This window comes from Lancefieldella sp., from assembly GCF_057237245.1.
Genome location: NZ_DBHHJM010000002.1, coordinates 17,320 through 36,243 on the forward strand (window position 1 = coordinate 17,320; position 18,924 = coordinate 36,243).

17 protein-coding genes are annotated in these 18,924 nt (G+C 46.5%); 16 read left to right on the plus strand and 1 reads right to left on the minus strand.

The genetic code is table 11. The features are described 5' to 3' along the window. Window position 1: 1 nt before the first annotated feature. The 16 genes from recG (at window position 2) to ACO5GU_RS02095 (ending at window position 17,147) form a co-directional block, all read left to right on the plus strand. Window positions 2-2,209, plus strand: a complete 2,208-nt coding sequence (gene recG, locus ACO5GU_RS02020) for an ATP-dependent DNA helicase RecG (protein ID WP_484929861.1) — start codon at window positions 2-4, stop codon at window positions 2,207-2,209. 50 nt (window positions 2,210-2,259) lie between these two features. Next, complete coding sequence (gene rsmD, locus ACO5GU_RS02025) at window positions 2,260-2,838, plus strand: 16S rRNA (guanine(966)-N(2))-methyltransferase RsmD (protein ID WP_484929863.1); 579 nt, start codon at window positions 2,260-2,262, stop codon at window positions 2,836-2,838. 8 nt (window positions 2,839-2,846) lie between these two features. Further along, window positions 2,847-3,356 (plus strand): pantetheine-phosphate adenylyltransferase, encoded by a 510-nt coding sequence (coaD, locus tag ACO5GU_RS02030; protein ID WP_484879763.1) that lies wholly within the window; start codon window positions 2,847-2,849, stop codon window positions 3,354-3,356. 126 nt (window positions 3,357-3,482) lie between these two features. Further along, a complete protein-coding gene (locus ACO5GU_RS02035; RefSeq protein ID WP_035436359.1) occupies window positions 3,483-3,980 on the plus strand; it encodes an SPFH domain-containing protein in 498 nt (165 codons plus the stop codon). Between the two features lie 5 nt (window positions 3,981-3,985). Further along, window positions 3,986-4,555: a YceD family protein gene (locus ACO5GU_RS02040; RefSeq protein ID WP_484901544.1), complete on the plus strand. Its 570-nt coding sequence runs from the start codon at window positions 3,986-3,988 to the stop codon at window positions 4,553-4,555. Window positions 4,556-4,702: 147 nt separating this feature from the next. Then, a complete protein-coding gene (rpmF, locus tag ACO5GU_RS02045; protein ID WP_012808941.1) occupies window positions 4,703-4,882 on the plus strand; it encodes a 50S ribosomal protein L32 in 180 nt (59 codons plus the stop codon). Between the two features lie 76 nt (window positions 4,883-4,958). Then, the gene (gene plsX / locus ACO5GU_RS02050; RefSeq protein ID WP_484929865.1) at window positions 4,959-5,942 is read left to right on the plus strand and encodes a phosphate acyltransferase PlsX; all 984 of its coding nucleotides are present in this window, start codon (window positions 4,959-4,961) and stop codon (window positions 5,940-5,942) included. Between the two features lie 169 nt (window positions 5,943-6,111). After that, window positions 6,112-6,348, plus strand: a complete 237-nt coding sequence (locus ACO5GU_RS02055; protein WP_035427734.1) for a phosphopantetheine-binding protein — start codon at window positions 6,112-6,114, stop codon at window positions 6,346-6,348. A gap of 13 nt (window positions 6,349-6,361) precedes the next feature. Next, window positions 6,362-7,093 carry a ribonuclease III gene (gene rnc, locus ACO5GU_RS02060; RefSeq protein ID WP_484905341.1) on the plus strand — a complete coding sequence of 244 codons (732 nt, stop codon included), beginning with the start codon at window positions 6,362-6,364 and terminating at the stop codon, window positions 7,091-7,093. 17 nt (window positions 7,094-7,110) lie between these two features. Continuing rightward, window positions 7,111-10,653, plus strand: coding sequence for a chromosome segregation protein SMC (gene smc, locus ACO5GU_RS02065; protein WP_484929867.1), 3,543 nt, complete (start codon window positions 7,111-7,113; stop codon window positions 10,651-10,653). Further along, window positions 10,653-11,558, plus strand: coding sequence for a signal recognition particle-docking protein FtsY (gene ftsY, locus ACO5GU_RS02070; RefSeq protein WP_484929869.1), 906 nt, complete (start codon window positions 10,653-10,655; stop codon window positions 11,556-11,558). The genes smc and ftsY overlap by 1 nt, the downstream gene beginning before the upstream one ends. Next, a complete protein-coding gene (gene ffh / locus ACO5GU_RS02075; protein ID WP_484810229.1) occupies window positions 11,558-12,937 on the plus strand; it encodes a signal recognition particle protein in 1,380 nt (459 codons plus the stop codon). Before ftsY ends, ffh begins: the two co-directional genes overlap by 1 nt. Window positions 12,938-13,044: 107 nt before the next feature. Further along, complete coding sequence (locus tag ACO5GU_RS02080; RefSeq protein WP_484929871.1) at window positions 13,045-13,425, plus strand: YbaN family protein; 381 nt, start codon at window positions 13,045-13,047, stop codon at window positions 13,423-13,425. A 329-nt stretch (window positions 13,426-13,754) separates the two neighbouring features. Further along, window positions 13,755-15,785, plus strand: a complete 2,031-nt coding sequence (locus ACO5GU_RS02085; RefSeq protein WP_484929873.1) for a hypothetical protein — start codon at window positions 13,755-13,757, stop codon at window positions 15,783-15,785. Further along, window positions 15,772-16,437: a hypothetical protein gene (locus ACO5GU_RS02090; protein ID WP_484929874.1), complete on the plus strand. Its 666-nt coding sequence runs from the start codon at window positions 15,772-15,774 to the stop codon at window positions 16,435-16,437. Before ACO5GU_RS02085 ends, ACO5GU_RS02090 begins: the two co-directional genes overlap by 14 nt. Before the next feature lie 56 nt (window positions 16,438-16,493). After that, window positions 16,494-17,147, plus strand: a complete 654-nt coding sequence (locus tag ACO5GU_RS02095; RefSeq protein ID WP_484929876.1) for a hypothetical protein — start codon at window positions 16,494-16,496, stop codon at window positions 17,145-17,147. A gap of 63 nt (window positions 17,148-17,210) precedes the next feature. Here the strand turns inward: ACO5GU_RS02095 and ACO5GU_RS02100 are convergent, their stop codons facing one another. Next, window positions 17,211-18,890 carry a L,D-transpeptidase gene (locus ACO5GU_RS02100; protein WP_484929878.1) on the minus strand — a complete coding sequence of 560 codons (1,680 nt, stop codon included), beginning with the start codon at window positions 18,888-18,890 and terminating at the stop codon, window positions 17,211-17,213. Window positions 18,891-18,924: the final 34 nt, after the last annotated feature.

Genomic DNA, 18,924 nt, shown 5'->3' on the forward strand with positions numbered 1-18,924 from the left:
AATGTCTGATTCCAAGGTAAGCATCGCTCCCGCATCAGAGCGAGTGGCTCATACCTGCTCGCTTGTTGATAGCGTGACCAGGTTAAGGTATGTCAATGCAAATCGTGCCGAGGCGCTTGAGCGTCTCGGCATTCTGCGTGTTCGAGACCTTTTGCTCAATGTTCCTCACCGCTACCTCGATTTTTCTCACCGCGTGCAGATTGCTTTTGCGCAGATAGGTGAGGACGCTACCATTACGGGCCGCGTTGCTTCGGTAAAGACTAAGCGCCCACGTCCTAAAATGGTTATTGTTGAGATTGAGGTTGTGGATGATACGGGCGTGCTTACAGCTTCGTTTTTTAGGCAGCCTTGGATAGCTGAGCAAATTCACGTTGACGATGAAGTGGCGCTGAGCGGCAAGGTGCTTTTTGCCTACGGTTATCGTCAGATGAAGTCGCCGTTCTACGAGGTGCTTAGCACGGCAAAGTCTGACTCAAACGATGAAGCACGCTCCAAAGAGGCTCACTCCAAAGAAGCTCCTTCAAAGGCAGCAATTCTTCCTGTTCACCCAGCTACCGAGGGCGTGAGCCCCGCATGGATGCGTCGCATTATGTCAGCAGCTCTGGCGGATACGGGAAGCGTGTGTGATTGGCTGCCCTCAGAGCTTGTCTCCAAGCACCGCCTCATGTCGCTTTCATCGGCGCTTCGCGAGGTTCATTTTCCCTCCAGTTTGGACGCAGCTGAACAGGCTCGTCGTCGACTAGCTTTTGATGAGCTCCTTAGCCTACAGCTTGCCCTTCTGGCCAGGAGAAACCTTGAACTTGCAGGTCATAAGCCTTTTGAGCACATTATAAATGGACCTAAAGTTAAGGCTCTGATTGAGGCTTTACCCTTTGCTCTAACTGACGAGCAGAACCATGCTGCTCAAGATATTCTTGCTGACATGGCTGCACCACGCATTATGAATCGCTTGCTTTTGGGTGATGTTGGCACTGGTAAAACAGCCGTTGCTGCCGTTGCCTTGGCTGCAGCAGCAGATTCTTTAACTCAGGCAGCTGTGATGGCTCCTACCTCAGTTCTTGCTCAGCAGTACGCTCAAAAGATTGGTCCTTTGCTCTCACTTGCGGGAATTACCTGGGCTCTTATTACGGGCTCTACCTCAGAAGAAGAGAGGCATCAGATTGAACTTTGTCTAGCCGACGGTTCTTTGTCCATTGTCTTTGGCACCACTGCGCTTCTTTCTGACCGTGTGGTATTTAAGCAGCTCACCCTTGCCGTTGTTGACGAGCAGCATCGTTTTGGCGTTGATCAAAGAACAGCGTTGCGCAAAAAAGGACAGGGTGTAGATCTTCTCGCTATGAGTGCAACGCCTATTCCGCGTACGTTGGCGCTTTCTTTGTACGGAGACGTTGATACGTCTCGCATTACCAAGAGGCCAAAGGCGGGAGCAGGCGTTACTACTAAGTTGTGTGTGCCAGAAAATCTTGACCAGGCATATGCTGCCATTTCCGAAGCTGTTCAGGCTGGTCATCAGGCATATTTGGTTTGTCCGTTGATTGACCCAAGTGATTCTGAAGAAGAGCTTGAAGATGTTCCTGAGGCCGCTCGTACAAATGGCAAGCTCTACAGTGCAACTCGTGTATATGAGGAGCTCTCAAAGACCGTTTTTAAAGACTTTACCTGCGATCTTTTGACGGGTAGATTGCCTGAGGCACAAAAAGATCAGGTTATGGAAAAGTTCCGCGCAAATAAGACGCAGATTTTGGTCTCCACAACCGTCATTGAGGTTGGTGTTGATGTTCCTAATGCTACGGTCATGATTGTCTTTAATGCTGACCGTTTTGGTTTGGCCACGCTGCACCAGCTCAGAGGCCGTGTTGGTCGAGGAGACTTCCCAGGAACTGTCTATCTTGCCAGTAACGCCAAGCGAGGCTCTACCGCAAGAAAGCGCTTGGCCGCCCTTGAGCAAACCTCTGATGGCGCGCGCCTGGCAGAGCTTGACCTGGAACTTAGACACGAGGGAGAAACTTTGGGGTACCGTCAGTCCGGCGGCACTACGCTCAAGATTTCTGACCTCTATGCAGACGCAGATCTTATTGAGGCAGCTCACATGGACGCTCTGGCAATTACGGCACAGGATCCAAAACTTACGAGCGATGCCTATGCTACCTTGGGAATTGAGGCAAAAGACCGCTTTGGCATCTACTTTGAAGAGCTTGGCTATAAGTAATAACCTGCAGATAAACTACAGTACAAGATAGGTTTGGTGGCGAGAAACCCATGAGGATTGTTGGCGGAAAATGGAAAGGTTGTGCAATTGAGGCCCCTGATGGTAAGGGGACTACGCGGCCAACCACTGATCGTACGCGCGAGGCTATTGCAAGCTCCATCTTGGCTTCTCGCGGTCTTGACCTCAGTGAGTCTAGAGTGCTTGATGCTTTTGCAGGCTCGGGTGCCATGGGCTTTGAGCTTCTTTCCAGAGGAGCGCTGTACGCTACGTTTGTTGATAAAGACAGAAAGACGTGTGAGCGCATTAAGCGGACGGCTAAGTCACTTGGTGTAGCTACCTCTGAGATGAGTGTTATCTGTGGTGATACTGCCCGTCTTGCTGAGTCATCCCAGTTATTTGGAGCTCCTTTTGACGTGGTATTTTTGGACCCGCCTTATGCCGTTGAGGCTGAAGTAGTGTCCAAGCTGCTTAGAGATTTAATCCAGCAGGGAAGTCTGACAGAAGATGCTGTGGTAGTGTACGAGCATAGCCACAAATCAGATTCAGTTTCTCTCGACAACTTTGAGCTTTCTAAGAGTAAGCGCTATGGTATTGCTCAGGTTGATTTACTTGTTCGTTGTGAGGGATAGGAGATACGTTGAATAGCATCACTCACGTAGTTGTACCAGGTACTTTTGATCCCGTCACAAACGGACACCTTGATGTAATTAGACGAGCTTCTCGCCTTTTTGAAAATGTTACGGTAGCTGTTGCGGCTTCAAAGCGCAAGCACGGCACAGGAACTACGTTTTCTCTTGAAGAGCGCGTACAGATGCTCAAAGACGCTCTGGTAGATGAAGGACTTGTGGACGTTTCTGTAGAGCCTATGGAAGGTCTTCTCGTTGATTTCTGCAATGCTCGCGGCGCAGGTGGTGTTGTTAAGGGCCTGAGGGCTATGACAGACTTTGAGTATGAGCTGCAACAGGCAGACCTTAACGCTCATATGGCTCCTGAGCTGGAGAGCGTCTTTGTTATGTCCAGCCCAGAGTACGGTTACATTTCTTCTTCAATTGTCAGAGAAATCTCAGCCATGGGCGCAGACGTATCATTTTTGGTACCAAAGAACGTCATTAAAAAGCTTGAAGCTCTGCATAATTGCGGTAATTAAGTATATTTGCCCTGCATTTTCATTATATTCTGCTAACATTCTTAAAAAGGTGTTTTATGCGTCGTGCTCATAAGGGTTATAAGTGCATATAACACGGCTTATGTATTGGACTGAAAGGAGCCCTGGATGCAGCCAGGCGAGGAAATTGAGAGCCTTGTATCTGAGATTGAGCAGATAGTAACTGAGGCTAAGTCACCTTTTATGGATGGCGGTAACAAGAAGATTATTGATGCCCAGGACTTCTATGAGCTGCTTGACGAGATTCGTCGTGTTTTCCCAGAGGAGTTTGCAACCGCTCGTCGCATCATCAAGGAAGAGGATGAGACCCTTGAGCGCGCACGTGCTCAGGCAGAGTCCATCATTGCTGACGCACAGCAGCAGGCTATGATTCTTGCTGGTGACCAGGAAGTTGTTCGCCTTGCTCAGCAGCAGGCAGACGCCATTCGTGATCAGGCAGAGCAGTACGAGCGTGATACTCGCTACAACGCTGAGGAGTACGCAGATACCGTTCTTGCTCACCTTGAGGAGAACCTTAAGAGCCTGACAAATTCTGTCTCTCGTGTTCGTCAGACACTTGATGAAAACTCTGGTCCTCGTAACACCAGCAATAACGTTGCCTGGTAATTCCAATGCAACCAGTTCTTTATGCACTAGATGATCGTCTTGCAAATGCAGGCGATACTGTTTCTTATGCGGGCCATCTTAATGAAGACTCGTATGAGCTAGGGGAGCATGAATTTTCTCTTCCTATGGGAATTGATTTTGATCTAGTGCTTACCAACGCGGGTGAAGGCATTTTGGTTACCGGAATGCTTCGTGCTGACGCAATTGGTACGTGTGACCGTTGTCTTGAGGACGCACATCTCTCTTTAAACGCAGAGGTAGATGAGTATTATCTCTTTGAAGAGCCTGTAATTTCTGCAGATGATGAAGATGAGGCAGATTACGTTTTAGTAAATGCCGATAAAACCATCGATCTTGCAGAGGCTCTTTTGCCTTCGCTTGTTATGGAGACGCCTTATGTTGTACTGTGCAAGTCCGACTGCAAGGGACTTTGCCCAGTATGCGGTTGCAATCTGAACGAAGAAGATTGCGGTCACGCAGCTCAGATTGAGCAGAAGCGAGAAGAAGAAAAGCTTGCTTCAAACCCGTTTGCGGCTCTCAAAAATCTTGTGATTGAGCCGGATTCGGAAGAGTAAAATAAAATTTCTTCTCCTAAATGGTGAAGAAATGCTGTATCTACGTACAAAATGTGTCAGTACGTGGTATAGTATCCAACGCATTATGTGAATGGGTCGCGCCCTCATGTGTTTTAGGGGCGCTAGCAAGAGCAAAAGAGGTTTAAGATGGCAGTACCTAAACAAAAGAAGGGCCGCGGCGCAACCCACACCCGTCGTTCGGCAAACAGCAAGCTTAACGCAGCAGCTCGCTCTGTATGCCCACAGTGCGGCGCTCCAAAGCTTCCTCACCACGTATGCCCTAACTGTGGCTTCTACAAGGACCGTGAGGTTGTTGTTACTGAGTAACACTCATACATTGTATGGCCAAGAAGGCCGGTTCTTTAGGGGCCGGCCTTCTTTTTTATAGCACTAAGGAGTTATCATGCCCGTTATTTGTGTAGACGTTATGGGATCTGACCAAAGCCCTGAGGTTGTTCTTGAGGGAGTTCGTATGGCTCTCGAGAAGGATAAAGAGCTAGAGGTTCTTCTCGCCGGAGCTGATGAGTTTGTTACTCCTTTTGCAAACAAGCACAATCGTGCAAAGGCTTTGGTAACCACTGAAGTTATTGCCATGAGCGAGCATCCCGCTAATGCGGTTAGACAGAAAAAAGACGCCAGTATTGTAAGGGCTGCTCAGGCAGTCAAGGCAGGAGAGGCTGACGGTCTTTTCTCGGCAGGCTCTACAGGAGCAGTGCTTACCGCTGCTACCTTTGGTATTGGTCGCATCAAGGGCGTAAAGCGCCCAGCGCTCACCCTGATTCTTCCTGGACTTGGTGGTCATAAAACTGTCTTTTTGGATACTGGTGCTAACGCTGATGTGCGTCCAGAAGTTTTGGTGCAATTTGCGCAAATGGGCAAGGCTTTTGCCAACGCTTCGCTTGGAATTGAAAATCCAACCGTAGGCCTTCTCTGCAATGGATCTGAAGAGACCAAGGGTTCTGAGCTTGCTCTCTCATATCATGCAGCTCTTGCAGAGGCGGCTATTAATTTTGGTGGAAACGCTGAAGGAACTGATATTTTAGGAAGCCGCTTTGATGTCATTGTGACAGACGGCTTTACTGGAAATGTAGCTTTGAAATCCATTGAGAGCACGGGCAAATTTATTATGTCTAGCCTCAAAGACGCAATTAATTCTTCCAAGAAGGCTGCGTTTGGTGCACTCCTTTTGAAAGACGCTCTTAAGGCTACGGCAGCAGAACTTTCAGGAGATTCTGTTGGTGGTGCCTTCTTGCTAGGTGTTTCTGCACCTGTACTTAAAGGACATGGTGCTACTAGCTCTTCTGCAGTGTGCGCAGGAACACTCTCTGCAGCCAATGCAGTACGCGCCAATCTAATTGAGAAAATCTCTTCTTCAATTCAGCTGTAATAAAAGCGCCTGTAGCATAAAACTTTTTATAAGGTATGGTGGAGCCCATGGACAATTCTGTGGGCTTTACTTTTTTAAGATTGTTTGTTTCAGCTTTAGTAATGTCATCATACAGATGCCCATCACGGGGTAAAATTACTAGCGTCATTGTTGTGTGCAAGGAGGATGTATGGATCGCACAGAAACACTTGAAAAGGTAATTGACGTTGTTAGAGAGACTCTTGACCTTGACGATTCCGTTGAGCTCACAGAGGGCACCTCATTTAAGGATCTTGGTGCAGACTCATTTGATCTTTTGCAGCTTGTCACAGACCTTGAGCAAGAGTTTGATATGACCTTTGATGCAGAGAACATCGATGAGATTGCTACCGTTGGTGACGCAGTAGACGCTATTCTTGCTGCTTAAGTAGGTTTTATACGTGAAATTGCACGAACGAGTAGCTGCTGCAGAAGCTATTTGCGGTCACACATTTACCAATAAAGACCTTATCGAGGCTGCCCTCACACACCCTTCGGCGGTGGAGGGCAAGCCTGTTTCTGCTTCGTATGAGCGCCTGGAGTTTCTGGGTGACTCAATTCTTGGTGCCATTATTGCAACAGAGCTGTTTGAGCGTTATCCAGATATGGATGAAGGCCAGCTTACTAGGTTGAAAATCTCTCTGGTATCCGGCCATACGCTCTCCATTGTCTCTGATACTCTAGGAATTTCTCCCTTAATTGTTATGGGAATTTCCGAGAAGGGCACGGGAAAGCGTGGCATGAAGTCTGCTCTGGAGAACGTCTACGAGTCCATTGTTGGCGCGCTCTACCTTGATGCGGGCTTTGATCCAACGCACGAGTTTGTTATTCGTACGCTTGGACCTCACATTTCTCCAGCGCTGGCAGTTCGTTCGGTAAGTCCTAAATCTCGTTTGCAAGAAGCGGTACAAGCTAAAGGTAAAGCTACCCCAGAGTACAAGCTTATTGGCGAGAGCGGACCTGCTCATACGCCAACGTTTACCGCTGTGGTATTTGTCGACGGCCTTAAGGTGGGTCGTGGACAGGGACCATCAAAGAAAGCTGCAGAGTCAGAAGCCGCTCAAGACGCGTTGGTACGTCTTGGTGTGGATGATGCTCCGCTTGATGCTGATGCAGAAATGCACCTAAGGTAGAAAGGTACCCTGTACCCGTGTATCTAAAATCGCTGACACTTAAGGGTTTTAAGTCATTCGCTGATAAAACTCAGATGGTTTTTGACCCCGGTCTTACCGTTGTCGTTGGTCCTAACGGCTCGGGTAAGTCCAATGTCTCTGACGCAATTCTCTGGGTATTGGGCGAGCAGAGCGCAAAGATGCTCCGTGGCCAAGCCATGGAAGACGTCATCTTCTCTGGCTCATCAGCAAGGGGAGCGGTGGGTGTTGCCGAGGTAACGCTGGTTCTGGATAACTCCGACCACACCATTCCTATTGATTTCTCTGAAATTGGTATTACCAGGCGCATGTATCGCTCTGGAGAGTCTGAGTACCTGATTAACGGTGCTCCTTCAAGACTCATGGATATCCAGGACATTTTGCATGACTCCGGTCTGGGCAAAGATACTCACTCCATTATTTCCCAGGGCAAGCTTGACTCTATTCTGTCTAGCCGCCCTGAGCAGCGTCGTGAGCTCATTGAAGAGGCAGCAGATATCTCTAAGCATCGCCGCCGCAAAGAGCGTGCGGAACGCAAAATCTCTTCTATGGATGAGAATCTCACGCGAGCCAAAGTGGTTTCTCGCGAGATTACCCGCCAGCTTAAACCGCTTGAAAGGCAGGTAGACAAGGCTTCTCGCGCTAAAGATCTGTCCGCTCAGCTCAAAGATTTGACGGTTCAGCTTGCAGTGGATGACCTTCGTCAGCTGCAGTTTACGCACGGCAAACTGGAGGCTCACGCTAAAGAGGCAGAGGCTGCCATTGAGCTTGCGCAGTATCGCGCGGGCGAGAAAAACCGTGAGCTTGAAAAGCTTCAGTCGCTTCTTGAGCAAAAGGGTCTTTTTGTTGGAGACTTGGGCGAGCAACGTCGTCGCATGCAAGAGATTCTTGGCCGTATGGGCTCTGACATGCGTCTTTTGGAGGAGAAGGGCAAGAACATGGTTTCTCGCCTTTCTGATACGCGTATGCAGCTTTCTGTGATGGACAAGCAGAAGGCAGATGCGGCAAAAGAGAATGAAGAGCTTTCTGGTCAGCTAGCAACAATTCGTGCAAAGGTTGCGGATCTGACTGAGAGTGTGAATACTCTGCAAGAGGCGGCTAACCAGGCAATTGCCGAGCGCCGTGCTCTGGATGTAAAGATTTCTGATTGCACTGCGTCTGAGCGTAGTGCGCGCAATACCGCTGATAAAGAGACGCTTGCGTACGTAAAGCTTGAAGAGCAGATTGCTCATGCGCAGGTAGAAGACCAGATGTTTGAGTCAAGGTTGTCTCAGATTACCGAGGCCCTTGAGATTGCTCAAGCTGCCTTGGAAGATAGTGGCGCTAAAGAAGCAGAGCTTACTGCAGCTCTTGAGACGGCTCGTCAGGAGTCCGAAGCTTTTGTCGCTGAGATTTCTGAGCGCGCTTCTGCACTTGAGGCGGCTCGTGAGGCAGAGCAGGCTGCTCGTCAGGAGCTTTCAAGCAGTGAAGCTACACTCGAGGCGCTTCGTGCGCTTGATGTGGAAGTTCAAAAGGGAAGCCCTCTGGCAGAAAAGCTTGTCTCTGATACGGCAACCGCTTCTCTTGTTTCTGGCAGACTTGCCGATTACCTTGAGGTTCAGCCAGAGTTTGAAGCTCTTGTTGAGCAGCTTTTGGGAGAAGATCTTTCCGCGCTTGTTGTAGACAAGCAGCAAAACATTCAGACGCTCTTTGAGCGCGTTCAGACGCTTTCTGAGGACGGTAAGGCTACGTTGGTTGCACTCCTCTCTGAAGCAACTCCAGCTCTTGCCGCTCCCGCTCATACAACGCCTCTACTTGAGCACGTATCTGCGCAGAAGGGCGCCGAAGCTCTTGTGCGGACGCTTTTTGGTCACGTTTTTGTTGCTCAGAGTCTTGATGACGCCTACGCTGCTCGCAAAGTTGAGCCTCGCGGGTTTTATGCGCTCCCTGACGGCACGTTGCTCTATCCAGACGGTCGTCTGGTCCTAGGGCACGCATCTCAGGCTGAGGACGGCTCTCTTGAGCGTAAGCGTCGCATCCGTGAGCTTGAGGGCGCGCTTCCTTCCCTCAAACGCCATCTGGAGGCTGCTCGCTCCGCAGTTACCAACTGCGAGAATGAACTGGCTTCAGTTCGCGAGAAAAGCGCGCAGTCCAAGGGTGAGGTTGCTCGCCTCAACGGTGAGCTTACCTCTATTGCTGCGGAGCGAGGCCGTCTTGAGGGACAGGTTGCGTCTTCTCAGGCTGAGTTGAAGCAGGTGAGCACTTCTCGAGAGCAAGCCAAAGAGCGCGCTCAAGAGGCTCGTGCGCATATTGATGAGCACAAGCGTGCGGCTGAAGAGGCTAAGACTCGCATGGAGTCGCTAGCTTCGGAGCTCAAAGAGCTGCAGGACCAGCATGAGGATGCCATTCGCGCTCAGGGTAGGGCCAACCGAGAGCTTTCGGATGCAAAAACGGACCTCACTGTTGCAAAAGAGCGCGCAACGAGCATGGCTTCTCGCCAGGCAGAGCTTGAGAGGCGTCTGTCTCAGCTGGATGAGCAGCTTGCTGCTGCTAAACAGGCAACGCACGCGCTTGAGGTAATCAGGCTTCGCGTAGACCCGCTGTACAAGCGCTACGATGCTCTGCACCAGAAGGCGCTCGAGTGGGCGTCTAGGCTCAAGGATCGCGCGTCGTTGGCGGAGGCAGACTCCGAGACGCTGCGAGAGACCATCTCTGAGGCAAAAGACGCTGCTTCTGAAGCTGCGCTTACGGTAGAAAAAGAGAAAGACGCCGCTAACCAGATTAGCGTTGAGATTGGCAAGCTTGAGGTTCAGGTTCAAAACGCCATCGAGGCCATTCTTGCTACGGGCGCCTCATTGGACGAGGCTTTGACGCTTCCTGAGCCAGAAGATAGAGAGCAGGCAGAACGTCTTGCTGCATCGCTCAAGAGTCAGCTTGAGGCGCTGGGTCCTGTAAACGCTGTAGCTATGGATGAGTATGAGCGACTCAAAGAGCGTGCTGACTACATTAATGAGCAGGTAGCTGACTTAGAGGCTGCTCGAACCTCACTGAAGAAGATTATCTCGGCCATTGACCGCAAGATGCGTAGCCGCTTCCTTGTTGTCTTTGACCGCGTTAACCAGAACTTCTCCGAGATCTTCTCGATGCTGTTCCCTGGAGGCCACGCCCACATTGAGCTTACTGACCCTGACCATCTCTCCGAGACAGGCATTGAGATTGTGGCTCAACCGCGCGGTAAGCGCATTACCAAGATGATGCTCATGTCAGGTGGCGAGAAGAGCCTCACTGCCCTGGCATTGCTCTTTGCTGTGTATAGGACGCGCACTGTTCCGTTCTACGTTTTTGATGAGGTTGAGGCCGCGCTCGACGACGCCAACCTCTCCAAGCTGCTTGATGCCATTGAACAGCTCAAAGAGACCACTCAGCTGATTGTAATTTCTCACCAGAGGCGCACCATGGAGCAGGCAGATGTACTGTATGGTGTATCCATGCAGGCAGATGGTGTCAGCCACGTTGTCTCTCAGAGGCTTGATAAGACAACCGGAAAGGTAGTTGATATCTAATGGGCTTTATGGACAATCTTCGCCGCGGTCTTGAACGCTCTCGTGAGACTTTAAGCGAAATCTTTTATATGGGTGGAGAGGTCACCGAAGACTTTTGGGATGACCTTGAGGACACGCTTGTTATGGGAGACATGGGCGCTGAGGTGGCAATGCGCGTCACCGATGATCTGCGTGAACGTGCAGCGCGAGAAAATCTTATGCGCTCCGATCAGCTTCGCCGTGCCCTTGTTGAGCGACTTACGTCAGAGTTTCCTGTTGCAGAAAGAGATCCTTTTACGGATACGCCCTCTATTGTCTTGTTCGTAGGCATTAACGGTGCTGGTAAAACTACCACCGTTGGCAAAATTGCTGGTCGCGCACACGCTAGTGGCGTCAAGACTTTGATTGGCGGTGCTGACACCTTCCGTGCGGCTGCAATTGAGCAGCTGCAGGTATGGGGAGAGCGTTCTGGTATTGAGGTAGTAACAAAAGACCGTGGCGCTGATCCTGCAAGCGTTTGTTTTGAAGTTGTTGAAACAGCAGAAAAACAAGGCACTGAGCTGGTACTTATTGATACTGCTGGACGTCTGCATACTTCATCCGATCTTATGCGTGAGCTTGCTAAGGTTGTCTCGGTAACTAGAAAGCGCGCAGGAGCTATTCCTGTGAGTGTTGTCTTGGTTATTGATGCAACTACTGGTCAAAATGGCCTTAACCAGGCAAAAGAGTTTAACGACGCACTGTCTTTGGACGGTCTTATTGTCACCAAGCTTGATGGCACCGCAAAGGGAGGGATTGCTCTGGCAATTTCCAACCAGCTTAACCTGCCTATTTATCGTATTGGTGTGGGCGAGTCAATTGATGATCTTCAGACATTTGACGCTCGTTCATTCTGTGAAGCACTTGTTGGTGAGGGAGTTCAGTAATGTTTAACAGCCTGCAAGATAGACTGCAAAATACATTTTCCGCTCTGCGCGGAAAGGGCCGTCTCACTGAGGACGATATCAATTCAGCAATGCGAGAAATTCGCATGGCTCTTCTCGAGGCTGACGTTAACTACAAGGTAGTTAAAGAGTTTGTTGGTCGCTGTAAAGAGCAGTGCATGACCGCTGACGTGCTAGAGTCTTTGTCTCCAGCCCAAAATGTTGTCCGCATTGTTCTGGATGAGCTCACGGCACTGCTTGGTTCAACTGAGTCCAAGCTTACGCTGGCGCAGAACCGCATTCCAAACGTCATTATGCTCGTTGGTCTTCAGGGCTCAGGCAAGACAACCGCAGCTGCAAAGCTTGCCTACCTGCTTAAGTCCCAGGGAAAGAATCCTCTGCTTGCCGCCTGCGACGTTCACCGTCCCGCAGCAGCAGATCAGCTTGAAACGCTTGGCTCTGAGATCGGTGTGCCAGTCTATCGTGGAGATGGCAAAGATGCCGTTGCTATTGCGTCTCAGGCTATCCAGGAAGCTGTTGACCACCTCAACGACCTGGTAATTGTCGATACCGCTGGCCGTCTTCAAATTGACGAAGAAATGATGGAAGAGGCCGTTGCTATCAAGCGTGCCGTCAAGCCAGATCAGATTCTTATGGTTGTCGACGCCATGACCGGCCAGGATATCGTCAATGTTGTCAGCACCTTCGCTGAGCGCGTAGACTTTGATGGCGTTATCATGTCCAAGCTTGATGGCGATGCTCGTGGTGGTGGCGCACTTTCCGTACGTGAGGTTACCGGTAAGCCTATCAAGTTTGTTTCCATGGGCGAGAAACCCGATTCACTTGAGGTTTTCCACCCAGACCGTATGGCCAAGCGCATCCTTGGCATGGGCGATGTTATCTCTATTGTCGAGAAGGCCCAGCAGGCAGCAGACGAGAAGCAAGTTGAAGATGCTGAGCGCATGTTGCGTGAAGGCTTTACTATGGATGACCTGCTTAATCAGATGAATCAGATCCGCAAGATGGGTGGTCTTGCAAAGCTTATTGGTGCTTTACCTGGTGGTGACCGCATGATGGCCCAGCAGGGTGGTGTGGATGATAGCTCTATGGGAAAGATTGAAGCCATTATCCATTCCATGACCAAGGAAGAGCGTGCACGTCCAAAGATTATTAACGGTCAGCGTCGTCGTCGTATTTCCATGGGTTCTGGTCGTAGTGTTCAGGAAGTCAATCAGCTTATTCGCCAGTGGGGAGAGATGAATAAGATGATGGGCAAGATGAAGGCTATGACTCAGGGCGGCAATGCAAAGAAAGGTCGTCGTGCCATGGAGTCCATGATGAAGAATATGGGCTTTGGCGGAGGTCAAATGCCACGTTTCTAGGCGTTACTAGTAAATAAATTTATATAAGAATTGCTCATGTCGAGCAATATCTCTACTGCATTTTGTTAAACATGGTAAACTCTCTCAAAAAGCAGTGGGGAGTATTTATGTCAGTTAAACGCGTTGCCTTTATGGCACTAGGTTGTATAAGCTTGGCACTTGCTGTGCTTGGTGTAGTGCTTCCCATTTTGCCAACTGTTCCATTTTTGGCACTTGCTGCATTTTGCTTTGCAAAATCATCCGACCGACTCAATAATTGGCTTATTAATACAAAGTTTTACCAAAATAATCTTGCTGATTTTAAAGCTGGAAAAGGGATGACTGTTAAGACTAAAACACGCATCCTTGTTACAGTAACCTTGATTATGGCCGTAGGTCTGATTGCCATGCTTATGAAAGGCGTTATTGTTGGCAGTATTGTCCTTGTTATTGTTTGGTTAGGACACATTTACTATTTTGGTTTTAAAGTTAAAACGATTAAAGAGTAAACAAAGAATATTTGGAATAACTTAAGAAGTATAAAACGTTCTTACGGGAATGTTTGATTTATTTATTTAACATGAAGACAGAGATATTATCAATAGTCTATAAGTCTTCCTGAATTTTTATTTCAGAAATTAATTCATTTCCTTAATGTCATATTTAGAACGGAAATGGGATGACTTTATTTTTTAAGAAACTTTATAAATTTCATAGGTAGCAAAGAATGTTATATAACGTCTATGGTTTAAATAACTACCATTTACCGATAAGTACTTTTATCATGTAGAGATTTAATTAATCATTTCTGAAAAGATCATACGTTGAGGAGGTACTTATGCGGCACTTCTTTAAGGTTGTCTGGTTCGTAATTAGCTTCATGCTTGTTATTCTTTCTTCTCAACTACACTGCTTAAAATGTAATGCGTCAGAGATTCCTATATTAGAGGTAAGAGAAGCAGTATCGGAAATGATCCTTCCCTTATTGGAAGCTAACCATGTTGAATGCGATTCAAAAGAATTTAACCTAAAAAATTATATACCAGAATATATATTAGAGGGTAATGTCCTTAAACCGCTTCCAGTATATCATTATCCGATATATATTGATAAAAATATTGTCGCAATACTTACTGGTATTGGAGAAAATAATTCAGAGGGATTTGCTTATAGTGCCTCTATCAACTATGTCAATATATTTGAAATTTCCCAAAAATATTTTAAGGCCGGAATTGTATTTCGTACAGAAGACGACTGTTATTTAACTGATGGAATTACCTTTATTTCTGTAATTTCAGGAGAAATCTTTAAAATCGAAGACGATAGTCCTGAGTATTGGAAGAACATCAGTCAGCTAATCGCTGCTTTAGATATGAACAATCTTATGATAGAGGGTGGAAGCGGCAGACAATCTGTACAAAATATTGAAGACGCAAATCTGAAAAGAGTTCTGTTTGATTTGCCTCGCTATTATCAGGGAAATAAAAATATTTGCTGGGCAGCTGCTGCTTGGTCTACGGGTTCGTATTTGACAAAAGATAATTCTCTTTCCCCGACTGAAATAGTAATTAAGCTAACTGGTAAAGATGATGCAACGGGATATCCGTCGGACGAAATTAATGCCCTACATTTCTTCAAATATTCTGAGACTAATTTTTATGTGAACGGAATTTATGAGAAAAAATTTTCAAATGCATATTTTATGAGTTTATTGGATTTGGGGATTCCTTTCCTAGTTAGATTATCCGTGCCTTCAATACCCGAACTACAGTTTGGAGTAAAAGAGAATTCTATTGGACATACGGTCGCGGCCTGCGGTTACCTGTATTCAAACTACTTAGAAGAAATTTTTGTCCAAGATTCTGCCTTTAACAGGATAAATGTATTAAGACCAGGCCCTGTAGGTGTTTTTAGATACTCTGAATTTAACGATGGGCCAAGGGATTTAACCGGTTTTGTTTATCCAACAGGACTTCAAAGTAACGATGGCGGTAATACGTGGTATTACATCGATTCAGACTCGGTAACACGATGCTCAGGCTGGAAAAGCTATGAAGGTAATTATTATTTCTTTGACTCGAGCAGTCATCTTCAAAGAGGTTGGCTTCATGAATCAGAAGGCTGGTATTATCTAGGATCTACTGGAGCCATGCAAAAAGGCTGGGTATTTGTTGATGGAAAATGGTATTTCCTTCAAGACAATGGCCTTATGGCTTACTCTCAATGGTTTAAATGGAATGGTGTTTGGTATTACCTTAATAGCGATGGATCTGCTCAAACAGGTTGGAAAGAAATAGAAGGTAGCTATTATTTCTTTAATGACTCTGCAAAAATGCAAACAGGCTGGGTTAATGATAGAGGTTATTGGTTTTATCTTGATTCCTCAGGAAAGATGCTTACCGGTTTTCAAACAATAAATGGATACAAATATTATTTTGCTGATAACGGCTCTATGGCTCTTGGCTGGTTTAGAGTAGGCTACCCTTGGTATTATGCAGATTCTAACGGCGTTATACAAACAGGATGGCAATATATAAAGGGAGAATGGTATTACTTCAATTATACAGGCACAATGCATCTAGGTAGGCTTATAGACGGTGGTTATATATTCCATTTAGATGAATCTTCTGGCGCTATGCAAATTGGATGGTTTGCAACGCTTGAAGGCAAGTTTTTCTTTAGAACTGAGAAAAATGTTCCTTTCGGTGGACCTAAGGGTTCAATGGTAGTTGGACAAAAGGCAAGGATAGACGGTGTTGTGTATGAATTTGATCAAAAAGGCATTGCAAGAAAAGTCTTAAATCCAAATATTGTTCCCGTGTCAGTACCAACTACAGACTTAAGTGAGGTGACAGATGATGCAGCGTAGGAAAAGAATTATTGTAGGCATAGTATTGTTGTCAGCTGGGCTGATAATAGGTCTAATAGTGTTCTATAAACCAAAAAATGTATCACCACTTCAAATAACAAATTTAAAAAAATCGGCTGCACAATGTGTTGCTAGTCAGCTCAACACATTTAATGATTACAGTGAAGAACTGGGGCCAGAGTATAACTATTTGAAGATAGATAGCATCGAAGATCTTGAGATATCAGGTCCTATTTTATGTGCTACAAAAATGGAAAATGGAGATATTGCAACAACAGGACTCTTGTGGGTTATCAGTAGGAATAACAAGTTGGTAGCAGTTGTTGATCAGGATATATATGCATTATCTATACTTTCAAATTTTGGATTTTCTATCAATCAAAGCATGTATCAAATGAACATTCCTTTACTCGAAGAAATGCATACACGAGGATTACCCGTCATAAAGTGGAGTGTTCAAAATGCAAGTGGTGGAGAAATGTACCTATCAGACGGGTTGTTAGGTTCACATGCATATAACAATATTACTAATATTGGTATTAGGCAAAGTGATTCTGATTTTCCTTCTGCCAGTTCATTGATCACTTCTCGCTTAGGTTCAGAGTATCTTGATTTTATGGCAAACAAAGAGCGTGTTGTAGATCTTTTATAGGATTTTCCTAAGAGCACGTTTTCGGTTTACATTCAATACAAGTGAGGCGATAAGACATGTCCCATGGTAAGAAAAAATTGTATATAACTATCAGCGCAGTGATTGTGGCATGTGTATTCATATGTAGTTGGTTTAGACCCGAAGCGGTTAGGGAGCGAAACCTCGATTTTTTAAAACATCAAGCTGTGGAATTTATAAGGGAGCAATCAGCTGATAATATTTTCTCATATGAAAAGTTTGAGTCTGGAGAATATAGGACTCATACCTGCAATATAAACGACGTGTATATATCTGGTCCAATTTTATCAATTGTAGAGAAAAACAATGAATTATTAGACGGTGGTATTTTGTGGGTTGTAAGTGTTAATGGAGAAATCATTGGAACAATCGAGCAAGATGCCGCTTTATATTCAATTTCTCTCTCATCACAAGATTTTGATCAATATATTCTTTATGGGACTGCTTATATTCTACAAGCTATGAGCAGTCGCAAATTACCTGCCGTCTCCTACTATGAATACAATACAGAAGGTGGAGGAACCTTTCTGTCTGATAATATACTTGCAACATTTAATTACGGCACAGGAGACTATGGTTTTGATAAAGCAGCCAGCAAATTTCCTTCTGCCAGTTCATTGATCACTTCTCGCTTAGGTTCAGAGTATCTTGATTTTATGGCAAATAAAGAGCGTGTCGTAGATCTTTTGTAAGGCAAAAAATGCGCGCTTCAGAATTGTTTTCTAAAGCGCGCGTGATTATTCTCTAAGAAAAACCTAGTAGTGGATGATAATTGGATCTCCGTCTTTGGCAATATCAAAGAGTTTTTGAGCATTTTCATAGCTTAGGTTAATACAGCCATGACTGCCGCCAGTTCTGTAGATGTTTCCACCAAACGCACTTCTCCATGGAGCATTGTGGAAGCCGACTTCTTGACCCTTTACGCCAAGCCAGAAATCAACGTGTGCATCCCAACCTGGTTTGCCATTCTCGTCATTTGGACCAAGAAGACGAGCGTCTCGAATGTGGCTGGTAATATACCAGACTCCTTCTGGAGTGTTGTGATGTCCGTCTGGGATACCAGTTACTACGTCAGCTTCCCAAAGAATTGTGCCATCATCACCATAAAGAACAGCATGCTGAGTGGTAAGGTCAACGTCAATATAACGACCGCCCCAGTCCTGCTCGCCCTGTTTAGTAAATGTACCGGCCGACTGTTTTGTAGGCAGTTCAATCTTTGTTGCCTGACCAGCGGACAGGCCGTCAGAGATGGCTTTTACAGCAGCGTCATTATCAATAACCCAACCGTATGCACCAGCGGCCTTTGTGGTGAATTCTTTCCCATCCCAGCGCTTATATGTTCTTGAAGTTCCACGAGTATCTACTGCAGGAGCAAGTGTCTCGTTGACCCATTTGGTAATGGCGTCTGTATCAAATGAAATAGAGAGATTCTCATCAAACTTAATCCAGCTAGCAATGGTGTCTTGATCAAGCTGATATGCAGCAGAATCTCCTAGCATCAAATCAACCGCAGAAGCAACATATGAATTAGCAGTCTTCAAGGCAGTATCAAGGTCTTCTGCGCTCATGAGGCTTTCTGGGCCAAGCTGTACGGTAGTGCTCAGATTATCAAAAGCGGTTTGTAAATCTTTATGGACACCCTCAAGAGATAGCCTTGTAGCAATAGCGTCGTCAGCAAAAATAAACTTTTTAGCCGAGCTATCGTAGGTAATACCATTGTTCTCTAGAGTTTGAGCAGATTCTTTTGCCTGCTCAATTCTTTGATTAAAGAGTGCGTCTGCCTTGCTTGTATCATACGAAGCGGTTGCATGTGGGCTTAGGGACCTGCTACGAGTAATCTCCAGTGGCCACATCCAAGGATTCTGCTGGCTAATAGCATCATGAGCATATCCAGCTGCGTCGTACGTTAAATCAATGTCAGATGCCTTGATGGTTAAATCTACGCCGTTTCCAGAGACTTGGACGGAGTAATTTGAGGCCTCGTTTGCTCTAGAAGCTTGTAAATCTGAAGCAGGTTTTAAGGAGTAGTCCTTACCATAAATGCTGGTTTGAGGCATAAAGAAGAAGTTAAAGAAGATTGCTCCACCCACATACACAAGAGCGAGAATACCAACGAGCGCAGCAGGTATCTTCCACCACTGATGTTTCTTGTGAACAACGGGAGCCTCTTCTTTTTCTCCAAGCTCTGCGCTATCAAGGGGAGCAATGACAGTTAAATCATCTGCCCGCTCTTCTGGCGCTTCCGCTGATTGTGAAGAATCATTAAGCTGATTGGCTTTTACCTGCTCTTCATTGAGAGCAACGTACATATCAGTATCGCCAAGGCTTGGTACTGAGTCTTTAAGAGAAGGCGCTTTCTCTGTAGCTTCCTCTGAAGAAAGAGGTTGTAGGTTAGCGGTATGAGAAGCAGAGCTTTTTGCAAAGTGCTTAGCCAAGGAGCACTCCTTATAAAAACGAAGTTACATAGCA

Coding starts and splice junctions, on each gene's coding strand:
- recG (WP_484929861.1), top strand. CDS start 2: ATGTCTGATTCCAAGGTAAGCATCGCTCCCGCATCAGAGCGAGTGGCT.
- rsmD (WP_484929863.1), top strand. CDS start 2,260: ATGAGGATTGTTGGCGGAAAATGGAAAGGTTGTGCAATTGAGGCCCCT.
- ACO5GU_RS02035 (WP_035436359.1), top strand. CDS start 3,483: ATGCAGCCAGGCGAGGAAATTGAGAGCCTTGTATCTGAGATTGAGCAG.
- ACO5GU_RS02040 (WP_484901544.1), top strand. CDS start 3,986: ATGCAACCAGTTCTTTATGCACTAGATGATCGTCTTGCAAATGCAGGC.
- rpmF (WP_012808941.1), top strand. CDS start 4,703: ATGGCAGTACCTAAACAAAAGAAGGGCCGCGGCGCAACCCACACCCGT.
- plsX (WP_484929865.1), top strand. CDS start 4,959: ATGCCCGTTATTTGTGTAGACGTTATGGGATCTGACCAAAGCCCTGAG.
- ACO5GU_RS02055 (WP_035427734.1), top strand. CDS start 6,112: ATGGATCGCACAGAAACACTTGAAAAGGTAATTGACGTTGTTAGAGAG.
- ftsY (WP_484929869.1), top strand. CDS start 10,653: ATGGGCTTTATGGACAATCTTCGCCGCGGTCTTGAACGCTCTCGTGAG.
- ffh (WP_484810229.1), top strand. CDS start 11,558: ATGTTTAACAGCCTGCAAGATAGACTGCAAAATACATTTTCCGCTCTG.
- ACO5GU_RS02080 (WP_484929871.1), top strand. CDS start 13,045: ATGTCAGTTAAACGCGTTGCCTTTATGGCACTAGGTTGTATAAGCTTG.
- ACO5GU_RS02085 (WP_484929873.1), top strand. CDS start 13,755: ATGCGGCACTTCTTTAAGGTTGTCTGGTTCGTAATTAGCTTCATGCTT.
- ACO5GU_RS02090 (WP_484929874.1), top strand. CDS start 15,772: ATGATGCAGCGTAGGAAAAGAATTATTGTAGGCATAGTATTGTTGTCA.
- ACO5GU_RS02095 (WP_484929876.1), top strand. CDS start 16,494: ATGTCCCATGGTAAGAAAAAATTGTATATAACTATCAGCGCAGTGATT.